Raw genomic sequence first — 19,879 nt, 5'->3', positions numbered from 1 at the left:
CCCACCAGCGCATCAGTGGCCGGTCACCAGCCGCGGGGCGCGGGCCCCGGACCACCAACCGCCGGTCACCACCCGCGGATTGCCGGCGCGGGGCCCCGGTCACCGACCGCAAGGGCGCCGGTCGCCGGCCGCCGACCAACGGATCACGTCCCCCGGCCAGCTGCCACCCGCCGCCGGCCGCGGGCGCGGATCGCCTGCCGGAGCACCACGCACCGGCCGCAGGTCGCCAACCGCCGGGTCGCCGATCGCAAGGGCGCCGGTCGCCCGGTTCTGCCGGGCGCGGGGTGACCCGGCGGGGAGTGGCCGCCAAGGCGTGGGCGCGTGCGGCATCCGGGGGTGCGGGGGCGGTCAGGACTGTTCGTCGTCGCCCGGTGCGCGGTCGGGTACCCGGTCCCGGGCCCACAGCAGCACCTCCTCGGCGCGCAGTGAGGGTACCCACAGGTCGGTCCTCGCGGCGTCCTCGTCGCTCGGCCGCGGTCCGACGCCGAGTACGCGCAGGCCCGCGCGCCGGGCGGACTCGACGCCCGCCATGGAGTCCTCGACCGCCAGGGCCGCCTCCGGGCGGACGCCGCACAGCCGCACAGCCGTCGCGTACACGTCGGGCCACGGCTTGGGCCGCACCGCCTCCCCCTCTTGCCCCTGCGTCCCGGTGGGGACGACGACGTGCAGGAAGTGCCGGCGCAGATGGGCCCGGCCGAGGCTCTCCTCCACCACTTCCAGGGGGCAGTTGCTGGCCACCGCCAGCGGCATCCGGCCGGAGAACAGCCGGACGAACTCGACCGCCCCGGGCATCGTCACCGGGTCCTGCGCGACGAACGCCCGGAAGTGGTCGAGCAGGGCCGCCGTCAGTTCACCGGCCAGTTCGGGCTTGTTGGTCTCCTGCGCCATCAGCCGCCCGCAGTCGATGTAGTGGACGCCCTTCGCCCGGTCCGCGAAGCCGGGCGGGGGCAGCAGCCCGAAGTCCCGGAAGGCCCGGTTGCGCGCGTCCTGCCAGTGGCGTTCGGAGTCCATCAGGGTGCCGTCGCAGTCGAAGACGACGGCCTCGGGCGACCAGTCGAGCAGGGAGTGTGACCTTGCAGCCACGGTGACCTCCTGGGAAACGGGCGACCGTGCCGCCAGAACAGTTCACATTCAGGACATCAGCCGCAAATGGAAAACATTGTGGCCGCTACGTTATTTCGTCCCTGAAATTCAACGCAATCACCATTTAGAGTGCTGGACCGGAACCCGAATCAGGTGTAAGGGAAAGCGAGAACACATCGGGGCCGAGTAGCCTGATACTCAGTCAGTCAGGCGCCGCACAGAGGGAGTTGGAACATATGCACGTGACATTTCACCCTCCCGTCAACATGCCGCGATTCGCCGGCCGACAGCCAAGAACGGCACCTGAAAGGGCTAATGGCCACTCACACGCGTTCATATTCGAAAAAGATGCGCAATTACCATGCGCGCACCACTTCTGATTACTCCCGGCGTACGCGGGCGCACTACATTTCCCGGCGTCACTTCAGAGCCGAACGAAGGTGAACGGGATCTTGCAGGAACGGGCCAGAACAACCCGGAGATCACTCCTGGAGGCGGCCGCCGGCCTCTTCGCCGAGCAGGGGTACTCGGGGACCAGCGTCAACGACATAGGCAACCGCTCCGGCCGGACCAGCGGGTCCGTGTACTTCCACTACGCCAGCAAGGAAGGCATCGCCCGCGCCGTCGTCCACGACGGCTTCGCCACCTGGCCGGGCCTCGTCGCACGGTACGGCGACCACGCGGTGCCCCCGCTGGAACGCCTGATCGCGCTGAGCCACGAGATCGCCCGCGCCCTCGCCGAGGACCCCCTGACGCGCGCGGGCGCACGCCTGTGGGCAGAGCGCGACACCATCAACGCGCCCCTGCCCGACCCGTTCGTCCTCTGGACGGCCGCCACCACACGCCTGCTCGCCCAGGCCCGCTCCAGCGGTCATCTGGCCGCCCATGTCCGCCCGGCCCTCGCCGCCCGCACCCTGGTCCGCGCCTTCTACGGCTTCTGCACCCTCACCCAGTCCCTGGAGGGTCCGCACGCCCTCACCGAAGGCCTCCACGACTGGTGGCGCCTCACCCTGCCCGCGCTGAGACGGGGCTCGCGGCCCGAGGAACCCCTGGTGGAGTGACGGTCACGCGCGCGCCCCGTGCACCAGCGCCGTGTTCACCGGCCCACGGGACCGGCCATCGGCGCGCGGTCCCGGACGGGTGTGGTCAGGCGCAGTTCGGTGCCGCCGCCGGGGGCGGGGCCGAGGGAGAGGGCGGCGCCGATGAGGAAGGCGCGTTCGCGCATGCCCCGGATGCCGGCTCCCTCGTCGGCGTCGCGCATGCCGCAGCCGTTGTCGCGGACCCGGAGTTCGACCTGGCCGTCCCGGGTCCGCTCCAGTGTGAGGTCGACGCGGGTGGCGCCGGCGTGCCGGGCGGTGTTGGTCAGGCTCTCCTGGGCGACCCGGTACAGGACGAGGTCGGCGTCGGCGCCCAGTGCGGGCAGGCGGGACTCGATGTGGTGGCACACGAGCGTCGACGGGCCGGCGAACTCCGCGGTGAGCGACCGCAGCGCGCTGGCCAGGCCCAACTCCCGCAGCACGCCCGGCAGCAGGCGGCGGGCGATGCGGCGGATCTCGTCGAGGCTGGCCCGGGTGCTCTCCTGCACCTGGTGCAGTTGTTCCCGCACCGGGTCCGGCGCCCCGTCCGCGACCCGTTTCAGATGGAGCAGTACGGCGGCCAGGGTCTGCCCGATCTCGTCGTGCAACTCCCGGGCGACCCAGTGGCGTTCGGACTCCTGCGCGCTCAGGGCGCGGGCCGCGCTGGCGGCGCGCTCGGCCTCCAGCCGGTCGACCATGGTGTTGAACGTACTGACCAGTTCGGCGATCTCGCCATGACCGCCGGCGTCCGGCCGGGCCCGGGGCCGCAGCAGGTCGGTCGCGGTCATGGCGTGGGCGAGCCGCCGCAGCGGCCCCAGACCGACGTGCAGGAGAAGGGCGTTGGCGATCAGAATCACGGCCAGGCCCACGGTGAGGATCGCCGCCTCCGTGGCCAGGACGGGCGTCGACACCGTGACAGGTCCCAGCAGCAACGCGGTGCCGGCGACGAGCACCACGGCGTTGAAGAGGAAGATCCTCCAGAACAAGGGCACCTCGGACCGCCTTTCTGACGTCCCTGCTCCGACTGCCGCCTACGCGGCCGTCAGCCTCAGCGTGAGCGGCCCGCGGCGCGGCCGTCCATCGGTTCTGGCACCCATTCACCCTGCTCACGAGCGCTTCTACAGGTCGGACCCGGCCGTAATTGGGTGGCGTCCCCGATGGCCACGCTCCGTCAGGTGGGCGAGGGTTTGGGCAACCCCCTTACCCGGCCCGGTGAGCGTCGTGCGGCCTTCTGCCGCTCCGCGACGTACTCGTCTGGTGCTCCCCGGTTCTCGACGGCCGTGTCGCCCGCGTCAGCCTCCCCCGGAGGCTTCGGGCCCGGCTCGCCGGCGGGCGTAAGACGCCGCCGGCCGGTCGACCACGAGAGGAGCCCCGGCAGCCGTGAAAACAGTGCCGCAGATATTGGGCTGGTTCAAGGAATCCGATGACCCCGAACCGTCGGCGCGCCCGGCGGGCGCCCTGACGGCAGCCCCCGGCCGGCACCGCGCGGGGGAGGACACTGGGTGAGCCTCACAACTTGGATGGCCGTAACGGTTTTCGCCGTCGTCTTCGTCCTCATAGCGACGGAGTGGGTGAACCGGGTCGCCGCCGCGCTGGGCGGCGCGGTGGTGATGCTGCTCATCGGCGCGACCGACGCCGAGCACGCGTTCTTCTCCGAGGACGCGGGCGTCGACTGGAATGTCATTTTTCTGCTGCTCGGCATGATGCTGATCGTCGCCGTGCTGAAACGGACCGGCGTCTTCGAGTTCATCGCGATCTGGGCCGCGCGCAAGGCCAAGGGCAGACCGTACCGGCTCATGGTCCTGCTGATCATCGCGACGGGTGTGCTCTCGCCCTGGCTGGACAACGTCACCACCGTGCTGCTGATCGTCCCGGTGACGATCTCGGTCTGCCGGCGGCTCGGAGTGCCCGTCGTCCCGTATCTCATCGCCGAGGTGATGGCCTGCAACATCGGAGGAGCGGCCACTCTCATCGGTGACCCGCCCAATATCATGATCGGTTCCCGGGCGGGTCTGTCCTTCAACGACTTCCTGCTCCACATGACGCCGATCGTCATCGTGCTGATGATCGTGTTCATTCTGATGAGCCGGGTGATGTTCCGGGGGGCGTTCCACTACGACCCCGACCGTGCCGCGTCCGTGATGGAACTCAATCCGCGGGACGCCATCAAGGACAGCCGGCTGCTGCTGGTGAGCGGTGTGGTGATCACCGCCGTGATGGCCTGCTTCGTCCTGCACACCGTGCTGCACATGGAGCCCTCGGTGGTGGCCATCAGCGGCGGGCTGATCCTGCTCGCCGTCTCCCGGCTCAGCGCCGGCGACGTTGTCAAGGACGTCGAGTGGGAGACGCTGGCGTTCTTCGTCGGGCTGTTCGTCATGGTCGGCGCGATGGTGCAGACCGGAGTCATCGGCGATCTGGGCGAGGCGGCGGCCAGGGCGGCCGACGGCAACCTGCTCGGCACCTCGATGGCCCTGGTGTTCGGCTCCGTCGTCCCGTCCGCGATCGTCGACAACATCCCGTTCGTGGCGTCGGTCAGTCCGATCGTCGGCGAGATCGTGTCCTCCGCCGGCGGTCTGGAGGAGGCGGGGATGCTCTGGTGGGCCTTCGCCCTCGGCGCGGACCTCGGTGGAAACGCCACGATCATCGCGTCCTCGGCCAACGTCGTGGTCGTCGGCATCGCCGAGCGGGAGGGCCACCACATCTCGTTCTGGCAGTTCAGCCGCTACGGCCTGATCGTCACCGCGGTCACCGTGACCGTCGCCGCCGCCTATGTGTGGTTGCGCTACTTCGTCCTGATATGACCGTGGCACCACGACCCCGTGAGGAGAGCGGATGGCAGCACCTGACGCCCACCGTCCCGTACGCCGACGGCCCGGCGCCGGGAGGGAGGAGCCATGTCCCGGTCGCCTGACCGACGGCTCAGAGAGATCGAGGAGCGTCTGCGTCGCGATGACCCCCGGCTGGCCCGCGCCCTGTCGACCGGCCGTCCGCACGAGCCGCGCCAGTACCGACGCCCCGCGCTGTGGCTGCTGTTGGCCGTCGCTCTCGCGGTGCTCGGCACCGGCGTCGCGGTGGCGCACGGACTGCTCATCGCCGCCGGACTCGTGCTGGCCGGCATGGCCGGGGAACTGCTGTCCCCCGGCCCCGGCACACGCGACCGCCGCAACCGACCGCCGGGCCCCTGACACCGGGACCCACCGAACCGCGGAGCCGCCGAAACGGTTCCGCCCGACGCGCGTACGAGCCCACCCGGTACGTCCGGACACTCACCGCCCGAGCCACTCGGGCTGACACCCCCGGCGCCCGCCCGGCCCACCGCCTCCCACGACGCGGCGGGCCGGGCGGGCGCCCGCGCGCCGGGTGCCGTGGGGTGTGCCGGGACCGGCGGCCCTCACCGGGTGCGCCTCGCCTGGTGGACCGAGTCGTGGATCGGGAAGACCTGCCGCAGGCCGGTCAGGGTGAACAGCTTCCTGGTGTTCGCGTCGGCGATGACCAGCCGCAGCTCTCCGTGGACGGCGCGGACGCGCTTGAGGACACTGACCAGGACGCCCAGGCCCATGGAGTCGATGAACGTCACGCTGCGCAGGTCGATGACGAAGCGGCGGTGGCCGTCCGCTAGCCGCTCGATCATGTACTGCCTGATCGTCGGCACGGTGAACACGTCCATCTCCCCGAGCATTTCCAGGACGGTCCAGCCGTCCGCTTCGCTGTAGATGATCTCGATGGGGGGTTCCATACTCAGCCAACGGGGATGCCCCGGGGACAGGTGGCACCGCACATTCGTTCTGAATATGCCTCATCAAATCGCCGTGCGGCGGCGGTCGGGGTCCGGACGAAGCGGTGGACCTGCCCCGGGTCCTCGTGGCCGTCCGGCCGCCGGTCAGGCGTCCTGTCCGGCGCCGGTCATCAGGGCGAGCAGGCTGTGGGGCGCGTGGTCGTCGATCATGATCGTGTAGAAGTCGTCGTCGTCGGCCTCCACGGCGGCGGCGCGGGCGAACATGGCCTGTTCGTGCGCGGCGAGGGCGGTCTCCGCGTCGTCCGGGTGCGCGGCGAGGAACCGGCCGAGTTCGGCGCCGTCCTGCATGGCGAGGTTGGCGCCCTCGCCGTTCGGTGGCCGCAGGTGGGCGGCGTCTCCGAGCAGGGTCACGCCCGGTGTGCGGTCCCAGCGGTGTCCGGCGGGCAGCGAGAAGACGGGGCGCAGGGCCGGCGGGGTGTCGCTTGCGGTGATCAGGGCGGTGAGTTCGGGAGCCCAGCCGGCGAACTCCTTCGCGACCCGTGCGGTGAGGGTCGCGGCGTCGGTGGCGTCGAGGCCGGCGAACCACTCCTGCGGCTTCCTCAACTGCGCGTAGGTGTGCAGGTTCCCGGCGCCTTCCCGGTGGGCGAGCAGTCCCCTGCCCGGCGCGAGCGCGAACAGCGATCCGGCCCCGACCGCCTCCGCGGAGGCGGGACGGCGGGTCTCCGCGTCGAGCAGGAACGTCTCCACGCCGCAGACGCCGAAGTACTCCGGTACGGCCCCGGACAGCAGCGGCCGTATCCGCGACCACGCGCCGTCGGCGCCGACGAGGAGGCCGGTGACGGCGGTGGCGCCGTCGGCGAAGTCCACCTGGTGGCGGCCCTCGCCGAGGGCGCGTACCGCGGTGGCCTTGTGGCCCCAGCGGACGGTGCCGGCGGGCAGGGAGTCGAGCAGCAGTTGCCGCAGTTCGCCACGCGGGACCTCGGGGCGTTCGCCGGTGCCGTCGTCGGGCAGGTCGAGCAGCACGTTTCCGGCCCGGTCCATGACCCGGTACGCCTCGCGGCCCGGCAGGATCAGCTTGCGGAAGTCCTCGAACAGGCCCGCGGCCCTCAGCGCCGCCTGTCCGTTGTGGGGGTGGATGTCGAGCAGTCCGCCCTGGCGGCGGGCGTCCGGGGCGGGCTCCGCCTCGTAGACCGTGGCCGGGATGCCGTGGACGTGCAGCACGCGGGCGAGCGTCAGGCCGCCCAGACCCGCTCCGATGATCGTGACCGGTGTCGCCATGGTTCCTCCTCATCCCCTTTCGGGGCATTCGGATGCCTATTGGATCGTCGCTCCAATGACGCTAGCACAGAGTTGGATCGACGCTCCATCGACGCTCCATTCATGCGACGATGGGGCCATGGTGAAGCGAGCGGCGACCGGATCCGCGCGGGCCCCGCGGCGCAAGGACGGCCTGTCGAGAAAACTGATCATCCAGACCGCGATCGAGATCCTGGACAGCGGCGGCGAGCAGACGCTGACACTGCGCGCGCTGACCGTGCGCCTGGGCACCGGCTACGGAGCGATCTACCACCACGTCGCGGACAAGGACGATCTGCTGGCGACGGCCACCGACGACGTCATCACCGGCGTCCTGTCCGGCGTGGTCGCCGACGCGGACCCGCGCACCGCCCTGCGCCGCCTCGCGCTGGGCCTCTTCGACGCGGTCGACGCCCACCCCTGGGTCGGGGCGCAGCTCTCCCGCCGGCCGTGGAGGCCCGCGCTGCTGGACTTCTACGAGAGTGTGGGCCGCCTCGTGGACGCCCTCGGAGTGCCGGGAGAAGCACGCTTCGACGCGGCCGGCGCGCTGGTCAGCTACGTCCTCGGCGCGGCCGCGCAGAACGCCGCGAACGCACGCCTCCTCGCGGACGGCGACACGGACCGGGAGACCTTCCTCAAGGACGCAGCCAAGCGCTGGACCCGGATCGACCCGGCACGGTACCCGTTCGTGCACGAGGCTGCGACCCACCTGGGCGAACACGACGACCGCGAGCAGTTCCTCGTCGGGGTGGACATCTTCCTGGGCGGCATCCCGGCGCTGGGGTAGGGGCCGCGGTGGTCGCCGAGGGCGCCGGGCGGCAGCGGCCCACGGGGCGTCAGGCGTAGCGGACGAGGAGCGCCTGGAGGTAGTCCTCCAGGCGCCGGGCGAGGAGGGACGGTGTCAGATCCCGCCTGCCGACCTCCCGCCAGGGCTCGGCGACCTTCTCCGCGTCCGGCGCGAAGGCCAGCGCGTCCAGCACGCGCCAGTACAGGTGGCCGGCCGGGTCCTCGTCGAGCGTTCCGCCGGCCGCGACGTAGTGGTCCGCCAGCCGCATGCCGGCGTTCGCTCCGTGCAGCAGGGCGAGCGCGGTGGAGCAGTGGGCCACGTCGAGGTCGGCGGGGCCCCAGGAGGTCTCCACCCAGTCCACGACGCCGGTGATCGCCAGGTCGGCTCCCTCTCCGGTGAAGAGCACGTTCCCGGGGTGGAAGTCCCGGTGCAGGAAGCACGGTCGGTGGGCCGGGGGCGGCCGGCGGATCACCTCCACGGCACGCCGCCACACGTCCGGCCGCTTTGGACTCCCGGGCGGCCGCACCCGCTCGGGGCCGGTCCACGCCTGGTAGGCGCGTGGTCGGTCTCGTTCCGGGACCGGCAAGCCGTGGACGGCGACCAGTTGCCGGGCGAGGAGTTCCGTCTGCCGCTCGGTGTCCCGCGGGTCCAGCCGAAGGCTTCCCGGCAGCGACGACATCAGCAGCGACGGGTGGTCGCAGTGCTCGGCCGCCGCGTCGACGCCCCGGAGACGGGCGGCCGGCACGCTCGTGTCCGCGAGCAGCCGGAGGATGTCCGCCTCCCTCGTCAGCAGTCCCCGTGCGTGCCGTACGAAGAAGGGCTTGACGAAGGACCGGAGCACCAGGGCGTACGGCTCGCCCTCCCCCGCGATGTCGAGGCGGCGCATCCGTGACGTCCAGCCTCCTCTCAGTGTCGCCACGGCGTGTATCCGGTCCCCGGGCGGGAGGCCGCGTTCCACCCATGCGCGGGTGCGGGGCCAGTCGGCGCCGCCGGTCCCGTGGTCGACAACCGGCGCGCTCTCGTCCTCAGCCATGGCAGCAGGCTAGCCGGGGGTGGGTCGGCCTGCGGCTCTCGTCGGGGCTGGTCTAGGTTCGGACCGCCTCGACCTCTCCCTGGTCGAGGCGGACCACCCGGGGGAGTCGGGCGATGGTCGTCTCGCGGTGGGCGATGACGATGAGGCTGCGGTCGGCGCGCAGGGCGTCCAGGGCCGTTTCCAGTCGGGTGGCCGTGTCCGGGTCGATGTCGGCGGTGGCCTCGTCCAGGACGAGGACGGCCGGGTCGAGGAGGGCGGCGCGGACCAGGCCGACGATCTGCAGTTCACCGGCGGAGAGCCGGCCCCGGTCGGCGCCGAGCGGGGTGTGCAGCCCGACGGGCAGCGAGTCGGTCCAGTCGGTCAGCCCGAGGTGTTCCACGGCGCGGCGGACCGTCCTCTCGTCCGGATCGCCGGGCACGAGGCCGAGGTTGTCCAGGAGCGACCCGGCGATCATGTGCACCCGTTGGGGAACCAGGACCACCCGGTTGCGCAGTTCGTCCGCGGGCAGTTCGGCGAGGTCCGTCCCGTCGTAGCGGACCCGGCCGCGGTCGGGTGTGTAGAGGCCGGTGAGGAGCTTGGCCAGGGTCGTCTTGCCGGCGCCGGTCGGGCCGACCAGGCCCACCCGCTCCCCCGCCTCCACCCGGAGTGAGAGTCCGTGCAGGACCTCGACGCCGTGGGTGTAGGAGTAGTGCAGGCCCTCGGCCTCCAGCGGCCCGCGTTCTCTGGTGCTCCGGGCGCCCGGTGCCGTGGGCCGCTGGGCCGGAAGCCGGCCGGCCGCCGCGGTGTCCGGGCCGCCGCCGGTGACGTCCAGGAGGTCGAGCAGGCGCGCGAGGCCGGTGACCGTGTGCTGGACCTGGCCGACGAGGTTGGAGGCCTGGGTCGCGGAGTCGAAGAGCTGGCGGGTGGCGAGGACGAACACCACGACGACGCCGACGCTGACCTGGTCGTGGGAGACCAGCAGACCGCCCACCAGGAGCAGGGCGGCCGTGGTGACGCCCTGCACGATCCTGGAGAGGCTGATCACGAACAAGGTGCGCTGGGTGCGCCGCGCGGCGCGGTAGCGGACCTCGTTGTCCTGGGCGAAGCGCTCTCGCCAGTATCCGGTGCCGCCGCTGGTGAGCAGCATCTCGCGGGCGCCCACCAGCTCCTGGTAGGTGGTGGCGACCCGGCCGGCCGCGGCGGCCTCGGCGGCGAAGGCCGGCGGGGCGACCTTCTTGAAGCGGCGCAGCACGTACAGCAGCGCCGGTACGAAGACGACCAGCAGCGCGAGGGTCAGCAGCCAGGACCGGCTGAGCAGCAGAACGAGGGTGAAGAGCAGGAAGCCCGCCACGTTCAGCACGTCGGGCAACTGGCCGCGGACGAAGTTGGCGAGGTCGGCGATCTCGGTGGTGGTACGGCGCAGCAGGTCGCCGGAGGGGTGGGCCTCCAGGAAGCGCAGGGGTGCCCGGGAGAGCCGTTCGACGGCGAGTTCCCGCAGTCTGCGCACCACGCGTTCACCGGCGTCGATCAGCAGGATCTCGGACTGCCGGAAGAGCACCAGCCGCAGCACCGCCAGCACCACCAGGGCGCCGGCCGCGGTGAGGAGGCCGGCGCGGTCCTCCTGGAGGAGCCGGTCGACGCCGGCGCCGATGACCGCGGGGACCGCCACGGTGGTGAGGGTGGCGGCGGTGCCGGCGGCGAGGGCGAGGGCGATGAGCCGGCGGTGGCCCTCGGTGTGGCTCCAGAACCGCCGCAGGACACGGCGGTTGTCGGGGGACGCGCTCAGGCGCTTCTGCTCAGCCACCGGTCTTCACCTGTACTTCCTGCTCGGCCGGTGTTCCGGCGGGTTCCAGTCGCAGGACGCGGTCGGCCGCGTCGAGGAGCGCCGGGCGGTGGGTGGCGAAGACCAGGGCGGTCTGCCCGGCCCCGGCCCGCAGCCGTTCGACGATGAGGCGCTCGGTGGCGGTGTCGACGGCGGAGGTGACGTCGTCGAGGAGCAGGACCGCGGGGCGGCGCAGCAGGGCGCGGGCGAGCGCCAGGCGTTGCAACTGGCCGCCGGACAGGGTGCCGCCGCCCTCGCCGACCTCCGTGTCCAGCCCCTCGGGCAGGGAGCGGACATGGTCGTCGAGAGCGGCGGTGCGCAGGGCGGCGTACAGTTCCTCGTCGGTGTGGGCGGACCCGAGGCGCAGGTTGTCGGCGAGGGTGCCGGAGAGGGTGACGGGGCGCTGGGGAACGAAGCCGATCCGCCGGTGGACTTCCTCGGGGTCGGCCTCGTCGAGGGGTACGCCGCCGAAAGCGACGGTGCCCGCGTCGGCCGGGGCGAGGTGGGCGAGGACGCGCAGCAGGGTGGTCTTGCCGGAGGCCATGGGGCCGGTGACGGCGAGGAACTCGCCCGGCCGGACCCTGAGTGAGGTGGGCGCGAGTACGGTCCTGGCGCCGACGCGGACGCTCACGTCCTCGGCGACGAGGTCGCCGCTGTCGGGCAGCGGGACCGCGGGCGGGGCGCCGTCTCGTTCGCGGGGGCCGGGACTCAGCACCTCCTGGAGCCTGCGGCCGGCGGTGGTGGCCTGGCTGAGCTGGCTGAGCCGCATGGTCAGGACGCCGACCCACAGCACGAGCATGCTCATCCAGCTGGTGAAGGCGACGATGCCGCCGACGGACATGCTGCCGCGCAGCACGGCGAGTCCGCCGAAGGCCAGGCCCGCGCCGATGGCGAGGGCGGGCACGAAGGGGGAGAGCGCGGACCAGTCGGCGGAGATCCGCGCGGTGGCCAGGGTGTGCCGGGTGACCTCGGCGCTGCGGGTGCCGTGCCGGCGTACCAGCGCGCTCTCGCCGCCGAGGCCGCGGACGGCCGCGCCGGCGGAGAGGAGTTCCTGCACGGCGTCGGCGCGGCTGCCGTGGGCGGCGGACAGCGCGGTGTTGGCCTTTCCGAAGCGCCTGGGGAACCAGTAGGTGTTGAGGAAGACCAGCGGTGGGACGCACACCAGGCAGATCACCGCGAGCAGGGGGTCGAGGCGGACGATCGCGACGATCATCAGGGCGAAGCCGAGGACGCCGGTGACGAGCGAGGCGAAGCCCATGAGCCAGGTGCGGACCAGGTCGATGTCGCGGGTGCCGCGCATGGCGAGGTCGCCCTCGCCGAAGCGGGCGAGGTCCCGGGGGTCGGGGGCGGCGACGCGGTCGGCGAGCGCGGTGTAGAGGCGGTTGCCCTCCAGGGTGGCCGACAGGGTGGAGAACCAGCCGAGGACCATCTCCGCGAGGGCGGCGACGACTCCGGCCGCGAGGACCGTCAGGGCCCAGGCGCGCAGGGCGTCGTGGTCCCCGTCGACGAGGCCCTGGTCGACGGCGCGTTCGATGCACCAGGGGATGGCGATGAGCGCCAGTTGGTAGAGGAGGCCGCCGACGACGGCGAGGGTGAGCAGTCCTGCCCGGTTGCGCAGACAGCCGGTGAGCAGGCGCAGCGCGTGGGTGGTGCCGGGGGGCTCCGCTGTCGTGGGGGTGGGGGGTGTGGTCGTCATGCCTCACTTCCGGCGAAGAAGTCCAGCAGGGCGGCGTTGACCTCGGCGGGGCGTTCGAGGTGGCCGTAGTGTCCGCAGTCGGGCAGTTCGAGGTACCGGCCGTGCGGCAGGCAGTCGGCGAGTTCCCGGGTGGCGGTGGCGGGGATGGCGGTGTCGTCGCGGAAGCCGACGCAGAGCACCGGGGTGCGGATGGTGCGGTACTCCGCGCGGCGGTCGCCGATGTCGTCCAGGTCGAGCTGGGCGAGTTGGCCGGGTCCGGTGGGCTGCGGCGCGAACTGGAAGAGGTCCAGCCAGTCCTGGACGGCCTGGTCGTCGCGGAGCGTGGTGGGTGAGAGGTAGCGCAGGGCGGAGTGCACGGCGTGGTGGGCCGGCGGGAGGGCGATGCCGCTGTCGGCGAGTTCGCGTTCGGCGCGGGTGACGGCCCGGCCGAAGGCGTCGGTCCGGGCGCGGCCGGCCAGCAGGACGGCCTGGCGGGCCGTTTCGGGGCGGGTGAGCAGGACTTCGGCGACGATCGACGCGCCCAGTGAGTAGCCGACGAGACGGCACGGGGGCAGTCGCAGGTGGTCGACGAGGGCGAGGACGTCGCCGGCCATGGCGGCGAGGGTGATGCCGCCGGGCGGTTTCTCGTTCGGGGGGATGCCCCGGTTGTCGAGGGTGATGACGCGGTGTCCCGCGGCGGTCAGCGCGGGTACCTGGTGCAGGTGCCAGGGGCGGCGGGACGCCCCCGAGCCCATGACCAGCACGACGGGTTCGCCGCTTCCCTGGTCGTCGTAGGTGAGGTCGATGCCGTTGAGGGGGAGGGTGGGCATACGGTTCAGACCTCGCCGTCCTGGGTCTTGCCCCGCGTCCAGTAGGCGGTGAGGTGGGTGTCGGCGCGGTCCATGCCGAGGTTCCGGGTGAAGTGGCCGCGAAGGGTGCGGACGACCGCGCGTTCGGCGCCGCCCCAGACGCTGCCGCGCCCCGGCGGTGTGCGCAGGGCGGTGGCGTGCCGGACCAGGAGTTCGCCGGCCGGGCGGCCATGGCGGTGCAGCCAGCGCACCCGGGCGTCGGCACGGGTGGGCAGCGGGAGTTCCTCCTCGGCGTCGGCGACTTCGGCGAGGACGGTGACGGGGTGGCCGGCGGGCAGTTCCTCCAGGATGACGGCGATGGCCGGCAGGGCGGTCTCGTCGCCGAGGAGAACGGTCCAGGCGGCCTCGGTGTCCAGCGGGTAGGCGGGGCTCGGCCCGAACCAGATGGCCTCGTCGCCGGGCCGGGCGCGCTCGGCCCAGCCGGAGGCGAGCTGGTCGGCGCCGTGCAGCACGAAGTCCATGTCGACCTCGCCGCTGTCCGGGCGGTGGTGGCGGACGGTGTAGCGGCGCAGCCTCGGACGGGCCAGGGGCAGCAGCGCGCGGGCCGCCTCGGTGGTGAAGGGGCGGGGCAGGGCGACGTGGGGTTCGTAGAAGTACATCGCCACGTGCTGGTCGGTGCCGTTGCTGAGGAAGCCGGTCAGCTCCGGGTCGGCGAAGGTGATCCGCCTCATCCGCGGGGTGAGTTCGCGGACCGCGCCGACCCGGGTGACGTGGAGTCGTCCCGGTTTGCGGCTCGTTCGGGGGGTCTCCTGGGCGGACGGGCCGCTCATCACAACGTCTCCTCGTCGCTCGGCAGTTGTTCGTGCCACCGGTACCTCGATCGCCTGCACAGCCTATAGGTTAGGCAAGGCTAACCTTTAGCTCGTCCGGGTAGGGGTTGTTTCCCCCTGCCCGAAACCCTCGAAGGAGAAACGGACATGACACGTTCGCGCACCCTGCCGGTCACGCTCGGCCGCAGACGTTTCCTCGGCGGGCTCGCGGGGGCCGGGGCGGCTCTCGCGCTCTCCGCCTGCGGCGTGAGCGAGTCGGACGACGACGCCGCCGGGAAGGAGCCGTCGAAGGACGGCGGGCAGACAGGCACCCGGCAGCTCAAGACCGACAACGGCACGGTGACCGTGCCGGAGAACCCCGAGCGGATCATCGCGACCGTCAACTACGACGCCCTGATGCTGCTCGACCTCGGCATGGTCCCCGTGGGCGTGCCGGACGGCACCGCCGTCGCGACGCTCATGCCCGCCGAGTCCTACGAGAAGCTCAAGGACGTCAAGACGATCGGCGCCCCCGGCACCCCCAACGCGCAGGCCATTGCCGCCCTGAAGCCCGATCTGATCCTCGATCAGTTCTACAAGGACAAGACGGCGCCACTGGCGACGATCGCCCCCGTCGCCTTCTTCGACTGGGGCACCAGCGGTGCGCTGTGGCACGAGCAGGTCGCCAAGATCGCCAAGGCGGTGAACCGCGAGGACCGGCTCACCGAGGCCAAGAAGACGTACCAGGACCGCGTCGCCGAGGTGCGCGAGACCTACAAGAAGCAGATCGCCGGGTCTACCTGGGCCTCCCTGAGCGGCGGGCAGAGCGGCAAGTTCTACCTCGGCTCCCCGCTGCTGACGGTGATGCGGGACCTGGGTCTGAAGATCGGCGCGGGCATCCCGGCCGACGAGGCCGGCTTCGTCGAGAAGAGCTACGAGCAGCTCAACGTCCTCGACGACTGCACGGTGCTGCTCTACGTCGGCCAGTTCGACGGCTCGACGCCGCCGCCCACCCAGGAACTGCTCAACAACAAGCTGTGGAAGGGCGTCCCCGCCGTGAAGGCCGGACACGCCTACCCCATCAAGCACTACGGCGTCTGCACGTACTCCTTCGCCAACGGCGCCGTGGACGAGATCGAGGCCATCCTCAAGAAGCTCTGAGCCGGCCGGTGTGCGCCGGTCGGTCACCGGCGCACACCGCCCCCGCCTCACTCCCCCGGGCCCGCCGCCGTGCGGGCCCGCACCGTTTCCACCAGCGCCGCCCGCCAGTCCCGGGCGAACGCCTCGACCTCCTGCCGGGACAGCGCGCCGCCCGGCCACACCATGCCGGTGCCCAGCACGGGACCCTCCGGGCCGTCCACCGCCGACACCGTGATGTCGAGGAGGTGCCCGACCGGCATGTCCAGGTCGCGTCCGCCGCTGAAGCCGCTGGTCTCCGGAGCGGTCGCCCAGTCCCCGGCCGACTCGGACCCGGCCAGCTCCGGCCCGTCCGCGGGTTCGCCGGCCGGTGGGCCGAACCGGCCGAGGTAGTTGAACTGCACCTGGGGCGCGCCCAGGGCGGCCAGTCCGGTGCGGGTACGCGGGTTGAGGTGGCGCAGCATGCCGTAGCCGATGCCCTTGTCGGGTACGGCGTCCAGCGCGCGGGCGGCACGCTCGGCCAGTACCGGCAGCGCGTCGGGCGCTTCGGGGTCGACCCCGGCGGCGTCCAGCAGCACCGGGTACACGGAGGTGAACCAGCCGACCGTCCGGGACGGGTCGGTGCCCGGGACGGCGTCGGGCTCGCGGCCGTGCCCCTCCATCGCGATCACGGTGCGGGCGGGCTCGCCGTCGCCCCGGCGGGCCCGCCAGCGGGCGAGGGCGTGGCTGAGGGCGCCGAGCAGAACGGCGTTGACGGTGGTGCCGGCCCGCGCCGCCACGGCCCCGAGGAGGGGGCCTGCGGTCTCCGGGCCCACCTCGACGCGCAGGTGGTCGAGGGTGCGCACGGTGTCCGTGGCCGGGTCGAGCGGCCGGTCGCCCAGGTCGCCTGGGTCTGCGGCCAGGGTGCGCCGCCAGTGGTCGAGTTCCGCCTCCCGCTCGGGTGCCTCGGCGGCGCGGGCGAGTTCCCGCGCCCAGGTGGCGAACGAGGTGGGCACCGGCGGCAGTTCGGGCGTCCGTCCGGTCCGTGCCTGTTCCCAGGCGTCCTTGAGGTCGGGGTGCAGGACGCGCCACGAGTAGCCGTCCACCACCAGGTGGTGCAGGAGCAGCAGCAGCCGGCCGGACCGCCCCGGCCCCGCGTCGAACCAGACCGCCCGCATCATCCGGCCGCCGTCCGGATCGAGTTCGCGGGTGGCGGTGAGCAGCTTCTCGCCCATGACCCGGGCCAGTTCGCGGCCGGCCGGGACGCCGGTGACGTCCACCCGTTCGGTCAGCCCGGCCGCGTCGACCGTGCCGGGCTCGGGGATCACGAAGGACCAGGGGCCCTCGCCTGAGCGGTCCAGGCGGGAGCGCAGCAGATGGTGGCGGTCCAGGAGGGCCTGGAGCGCGGCGTCCAGATCGCCGCGCCGCAGCGAGGCCGGCACCTGGACCACCGTGGCCTGCGAGTACTCGCCCAGCGGGCCGCCGAGTTCACGCAGCCACTCGACGACCGGTGTCACGGGTGCCCGGCCGGAGCGGCCCGCCGGATCGTCCGCGTGGGCCGGGGCGTCCCGCTTCAGCTCGGCCGCGAGGGCGGCCGGGGTGCGCAGGGCGAAGACCTGGCGGGGCGAGACCTGCCAGCCCTCGGCGCGCAGCCGGCCGACGAGCTGCATGGAGACGATGCTGTCGCCGCCCAGGGCGAAGAAGTCGGCGTCGGCCGCGACGGCCGGCAGCCGCAGCGCCGCGGCCATGGCGGCGCACAGCGCGGTCTCCGCCTCCCCGCGCGGTGCCCGTCCGCCGGCCGCCGCCCGGCCGAAGTCCGGCGCGGGCAGCCGTTCCCGGTCGAGTTTGCCGTTGGTGGTGACCGGCAGCGCGTCCAGCACGACCACGGCCGCGGGCACCAGGTGCTCCGGCAGCCGCTCGGCCACGAGGGCGCGCAGGGCCGCGGGGTCCGGGTCGGTGCCCGCGCGGCCGGTCGCGTATCCGACGAGCCGGCGTACGCCGTCGTCCTCGCGGGCGACCACGACCGCCTGGGCGATGTCGGGGTGGGCGGCGAGGGCCGTCTCGATCTCGCCGAGTTCGACCCGGAAGCCGCGGATCTTCACCTGGTCGTCGGTGCGGCCGAGGAACTCCACCGCGCCCTCGGGTGTCCAGCGGGCGAGGTCTCCGGTGCGGTACAGCCGTCCGCCGTCCCGGCCGAAGGGGTCGGCGACGAAGCGTTCGGCGGTCAGGCCGGGCCGGCCCAGGTAGCCGCGGGCGAGTCCGGCGCCCGCCAGGTACATCTCCCCCGGCACGCCGGGCGGCACCGGCCGCAGCGCCGCGTCCAGCAGGTAGACCCGGGCGTTGTCCACGGGGTGCCCGACGACCTGCCGGTCGCTGTCGCGGACGAACGCCTGGAGCGAGTCGACCGTGCACTCGGTGGGCCCGTAGAGGTTCACCACCTCGGTGCCTGGCAGGTCGCGCAGCCGGGCCCACTGGGCGTCGGGGACGGCCTCGCCGCCGACGCCGAGCAGGGGCAGCGGGCAGTCGCCGCCCGCGGTGAGTCCGGCCTGTTCGAGCTGGGCGAGCAGGGAGGGCGCCAGTTCGACGAAGTCGATCCGGTGCTCCCTGAGATGGCGGTGGAGTGCCTCCGGATCGTGTTGCAGGTCCTCGGACAGGACGTGCACGCAGTGTCCGTCGAGGAGCCAGAGCTGCGGCTGCCAGGAGGCGTCGAACGAGAACGACCAGGCGTGCCCGACGCGCAGCCGGCGCCGTCCGGTGCGCTCGGTCACCGGGGTGTACAGGGTCCTTCGGTGGCTGTGGAAGAGGTTGACGACGCTCGCGTGGCTGACCACCACGCCCTTGGGGGTGCCGGTGGATCCGGAGGTGTGGATGACATAGGCCGGGTGGGCGGGGCGAAGGGGGCGCAGGCGTTCCGCGTCACTGGGGCCGGTGGCCGGGCGGGCGGCCAGCCGGCTCCGGGTGTCGGGGGTGTCGAGGACGAGGATGTCGGCCACGCGTCCTGCGGGCACGCGGGGCCGCAGCGCCCCGGTGGTCAGCAGGACGCCCGGTGCCGCGTCGTCCAGCAGGAACGCGATGCGTTCGTCGGGGTGGGCGGGGTCCAGGGGCAGGTAGGCGGCGCCCGCCTTGAGCACGGCCAGGATCGCCACCAGCATCTCCTCGGTGCGCGGCAGCATGAGCGCGACCACGTCCTCGGGGCCGGCCCCGCGGGCGATCAGTTCGTGGGCCAGGCGTGCGGAGCGTTCGGCGAGTTCGGCGAAGGTGAGGGTGGTCCCGCCGTGGACCACGGCGGGCAGCGCGGGTCCGCGGGCGGTCTGCTCGGCGAGCAGGTCGGGCAGGGTCCCGCCGGGATACGGGTGGGCCGTGGCGTTCCTGTCGCGCAGCAGCGCGTCGCGTTCCCCGGGCTCCAGGGCCTCGACGCGGTGGGCGGGGGCGCCGGGGTCGGCGGTGAGCGTGCCGAGCAGGTGCACCAGTCGCCGCAGCAGGGTGCGCGCGCGGTCCTCGTCGAACAGGTCGGGCCGGTACTCGATGGTGAACCGTCCGGCGTCCGGCACCACGGCGAGGGTCAGCGGGTAGTGGGTGGCGTCGGTGCTCTCGCCGCCGCTGACCGCGAGCGCGCCGGACCGCTCGGCCGCGCGCAGCCCGTCCGCGTCCACCGGGTAGTTCTCGAACACCAGGAGGGTGTCGAAGAGTTCACCGGCGCCGGCGATCCGCTGGAGGTGCGAAAGACCGAGGTGCTGGTGCGCGGAGAGCCGCGACTGCTCGTCCTGGAGGCGGGCCAGGGCCTGCCGCACGCTCTCGTCCCGCTCCTCGCGGACGCGGACCGGCAGGGTGTTGATGAACAGGCCCGTCATGTCCTGCGCGCCGTCCAGCTCCGGCGGGCGTCCGGAGACGGTGGCGCCGAAGACAACGTCCTCGCGGCCGGTGTGCCGGGCCAGCAGCAGTCCCCAGGCGTACTGGACGACGGTGTTGCGGGTCACGTCGGCGGAGCGGGCCAGGGTGTCCAGGGCGGTGCGGAGTTCCTCGTCGAGGACGACGGACAGCTGACGGGAGAGCGCGGGTCCGCCGGTGCCGGCGGCGGGGGCCAGCAGGGTGGGCTCGGTGACGCCGTCGAGCGCCCGGCGCCAGGCCTGCTCGGCCGCCCCGGGTTCCTGGCGGGCGAGCCAGGTCAGGAAGTCCCGGAAGGGGCGGCGCCGGGGCGGTGGCGGTGTGCCCACCGTGCGGGCGGCGTACAGCTCCAGGAGTTCCTTCACCAGCAGCGGCACCGACCAGCCGTCGAGCACCGCGTGGTGGTTGGTGATCACCAGGACGGTGCCGCCCGTGCCGAGCCGTACCAGGCGCAGCCGCAGCAGCGGCGGCACGGCGAGGTCGAAGCGGCGGGTGCGGTCCTCGTGCAGCAGGCCGCGCAGGACCTCTTCGCGTTCCTCCTCCCCCAGCTCGGTGAGGTCGGTCTCGGTCCAGTCGGGCGCCACCGCCGCGGCGTCCAGGACGGCCTGGACGGGGGTGCCGGCCGGGGTGCCGACGAAGGCCGTCCGCAGGTTGTCGTGGCGGGCCAGCAGGTCCGCGGCGGCGGCGTGCAGGGCGGTGGAGTCGACCGTGCCGTCCAGGCGCAGCGCGAGCTGCATGGTGTAGACGTTCGAGTTCCTCGTCCGCGTACGCGC

Annotated in this window: 15 protein-coding genes; 5 read left to right on the top strand and 10 right to left on the bottom strand. The window is 73.0% G+C overall.

Translation table 11 applies throughout. The features are described from left to right. Positions 1-348 precede the first annotated feature (348 nt). A complete protein-coding gene (locus tag AC4IHM_RS31850; protein ID WP_490870425.1) occupies positions 349-1,083 on the bottom strand; it encodes an HAD family hydrolase in 735 nt (244 codons plus the stop codon). Positions 1,084-1,535: 452 nt separating this feature from the next. On the opposite strand from AC4IHM_RS31850, the gene AC4IHM_RS31845 reads away from it, so the two are divergent. Beyond that, the gene (locus AC4IHM_RS31845; protein WP_490870424.1) at positions 1,536-2,144 is read left to right on the top strand and encodes a ScbR family autoregulator-binding transcription factor; all 609 of its coding nucleotides are present in this window, start codon (positions 1,536-1,538) and stop codon (positions 2,142-2,144) included. Positions 2,145-2,179: 35 nt separating this feature from the next. Here the strand turns inward: AC4IHM_RS31845 and AC4IHM_RS31840 are convergent, their stop codons facing one another. Further along, a complete protein-coding gene (locus AC4IHM_RS31840) occupies positions 2,180-3,151 on the bottom strand; it encodes a HAMP domain-containing sensor histidine kinase (RefSeq protein WP_490870423.1) in 972 nt (323 codons plus the stop codon). Positions 3,152-3,679: 528 nt separating this feature from the next. Between AC4IHM_RS31840 and AC4IHM_RS31835 the strand changes: the two genes are divergently transcribed. After that, positions 3,680-4,960 carry an ArsB/NhaD family transporter gene (locus tag AC4IHM_RS31835; protein WP_490870422.1) on the top strand — a complete coding sequence of 427 codons (1,281 nt, stop codon included), beginning with the start codon at positions 3,680-3,682 and terminating at the stop codon, positions 4,958-4,960. A gap of 93 nt (positions 4,961-5,053) precedes the next feature. Further along, a complete protein-coding gene (locus AC4IHM_RS31830; RefSeq protein ID WP_490870421.1) occupies positions 5,054-5,344 on the top strand; it encodes a DUF3040 domain-containing protein in 291 nt (96 codons plus the stop codon). Between the two features lie 206 nt (positions 5,345-5,550). Here AC4IHM_RS31830 and AC4IHM_RS31825 read toward each other — a convergent pair whose 3' ends face one another. Continuing rightward, positions 5,551-5,895 carry an STAS domain-containing protein gene (locus AC4IHM_RS31825; RefSeq protein WP_490870420.1) on the bottom strand — a complete coding sequence of 115 codons (345 nt, stop codon included), beginning with the start codon at positions 5,893-5,895 and terminating at the stop codon, positions 5,551-5,553. Between the two features lie 144 nt (positions 5,896-6,039). Further along, complete coding sequence (locus AC4IHM_RS31820; protein ID WP_490870419.1) at positions 6,040-7,173, bottom strand: FAD-dependent oxidoreductase; 1,134 nt, start codon at positions 7,171-7,173, stop codon at positions 6,040-6,042. Between the two features lie 118 nt (positions 7,174-7,291). Here AC4IHM_RS31820 and AC4IHM_RS31815 point away from each other — a divergent pair, with 118 nt between their 5' ends. Continuing rightward, complete coding sequence (locus tag AC4IHM_RS31815) at positions 7,292-7,978, top strand: TetR/AcrR family transcriptional regulator (RefSeq protein WP_490870418.1); 687 nt, start codon at positions 7,292-7,294, stop codon at positions 7,976-7,978. A 49-nt stretch (positions 7,979-8,027) separates the two neighbouring features. Here AC4IHM_RS31815 and AC4IHM_RS31810 read toward each other — a convergent pair whose 3' ends face one another. The 5 genes from AC4IHM_RS31810 to AC4IHM_RS31790 are packed head-to-tail and all read right to left on the bottom strand — an operon-like array spanning position 8,028 to position 14,126. Then, complete coding sequence (locus AC4IHM_RS31810; protein WP_490870417.1) at positions 8,028-9,011, bottom strand: phosphotransferase family protein; 984 nt, start codon at positions 9,009-9,011, stop codon at positions 8,028-8,030. A 52-nt stretch (positions 9,012-9,063) separates the two neighbouring features. Next, positions 9,064-10,794, bottom strand: coding sequence for an ABC transporter ATP-binding protein (locus AC4IHM_RS31805; protein ID WP_490870416.1), 1,731 nt, complete (start codon positions 10,792-10,794; stop codon positions 9,064-9,066). Next, on the bottom strand, positions 10,787-12,508 hold the full coding sequence (locus AC4IHM_RS31800; RefSeq protein ID WP_490870415.1) for an ABC transporter ATP-binding protein: 1,722 nt from the start codon (positions 12,506-12,508) through the stop codon (positions 10,787-10,789). The genes AC4IHM_RS31805 and AC4IHM_RS31800 overlap by 8 nt, the downstream gene beginning before the upstream one ends. Further along, the gene (locus AC4IHM_RS31795) at positions 12,505-13,317 is read right to left on the bottom strand and encodes an alpha/beta fold hydrolase (RefSeq protein ID WP_490870414.1); all 813 of its coding nucleotides are present in this window, start codon (positions 13,315-13,317) and stop codon (positions 12,505-12,507) included. Before AC4IHM_RS31795 ends, AC4IHM_RS31800 begins: the two co-directional genes overlap by 4 nt. 5 nt (positions 13,318-13,322) lie before the next feature. After that, entirely contained in the window at positions 13,323-14,126 is an 804-nt protein-coding gene (locus AC4IHM_RS31790; protein WP_490870413.1) for a siderophore-interacting protein, read from the bottom strand. A gap of 147 nt (positions 14,127-14,273) precedes the next feature. On the opposite strand from AC4IHM_RS31790, the gene AC4IHM_RS31785 reads away from it, so the two are divergent. Next, on the top strand, positions 14,274-15,266 hold the full coding sequence (locus AC4IHM_RS31785) for an ABC transporter substrate-binding protein (protein WP_490870412.1): 993 nt from the start codon (positions 14,274-14,276) through the stop codon (positions 15,264-15,266). Between the two features lie 47 nt (positions 15,267-15,313). Here the strand turns inward: AC4IHM_RS31785 and AC4IHM_RS31780 are convergent, their stop codons facing one another. Then, positions 15,314-19,843, bottom strand: a complete 4,530-nt coding sequence (locus AC4IHM_RS31780; protein ID WP_490870411.1) for an amino acid adenylation domain-containing protein — start codon at positions 19,841-19,843, stop codon at positions 15,314-15,316. Positions 19,844-19,879 lie beyond the last annotated feature (36 nt).

The organism is Streptomyces sp. SL06, from assembly GCF_058244745.1.
The sequence above is the reverse complement of the archived record's forward strand: the minus strand, read 5'-3'. Positions and strand labels throughout refer to the sequence as shown.

What these genes read in the sequence shown, in the direction of transcription:
- AC4IHM_RS31785 (WP_490870412.1), top strand. Translation starts at nt 14,274, where the DNA reads ATGACACGTTCGCGCACCCTGCCGGTCACGCTCGGCCGCAGACGTTTC.
- AC4IHM_RS31835 (WP_490870422.1), top strand. Translation starts at nt 3,680, where the DNA reads ATGGCCGTAACGGTTTTCGCCGTCGTCTTCGTCCTCATAGCGACGGAG.
- AC4IHM_RS31795 (WP_490870414.1), bottom strand. Translation starts at nt 13,317, where the DNA reads ATGCCCACCCTCCCCCTCAACGGCATCGACCTCACCTACGACGACCAG.
- AC4IHM_RS31820 (WP_490870419.1), bottom strand. Translation starts at nt 7,173, where the DNA reads ATGGCGACACCGGTCACGATCATCGGAGCGGGTCTGGGCGGCCTGACG.
- AC4IHM_RS31810 (WP_490870417.1), bottom strand. Translation starts at nt 9,011, where the DNA reads ATGGCTGAGGACGAGAGCGCGCCGGTTGTCGACCACGGGACCGGCGGC.
- AC4IHM_RS31830 (WP_490870421.1), top strand. Translation starts at nt 5,054, where the DNA reads ATGTCCCGGTCGCCTGACCGACGGCTCAGAGAGATCGAGGAGCGTCTG.
- AC4IHM_RS31815 (WP_490870418.1), top strand. Translation starts at nt 7,292, where the DNA reads ATGGTGAAGCGAGCGGCGACCGGATCCGCGCGGGCCCCGCGGCGCAAG.
- AC4IHM_RS31780 (WP_490870411.1), bottom strand. Translation starts at nt 19,843, where the DNA reads ATGCAGCTCGCGCTGCGCCTGGACGGCACGGTCGACTCCACCGCCCTG.
- AC4IHM_RS31825 (WP_490870420.1), bottom strand. Translation starts at nt 5,895, where the DNA reads ATGGAACCCCCCATCGAGATCATCTACAGCGAAGCGGACGGCTGGACC.
- AC4IHM_RS31790 (WP_490870413.1), bottom strand. Translation starts at nt 14,126, where the DNA reads ATGAGCGGCCCGTCCGCCCAGGAGACCCCCCGAACGAGCCGCAAACCG.
- AC4IHM_RS31800 (WP_490870415.1), bottom strand. Translation starts at nt 12,508, where the DNA reads ATGACGACCACACCCCCCACCCCCACGACAGCGGAGCCCCCCGGCACC.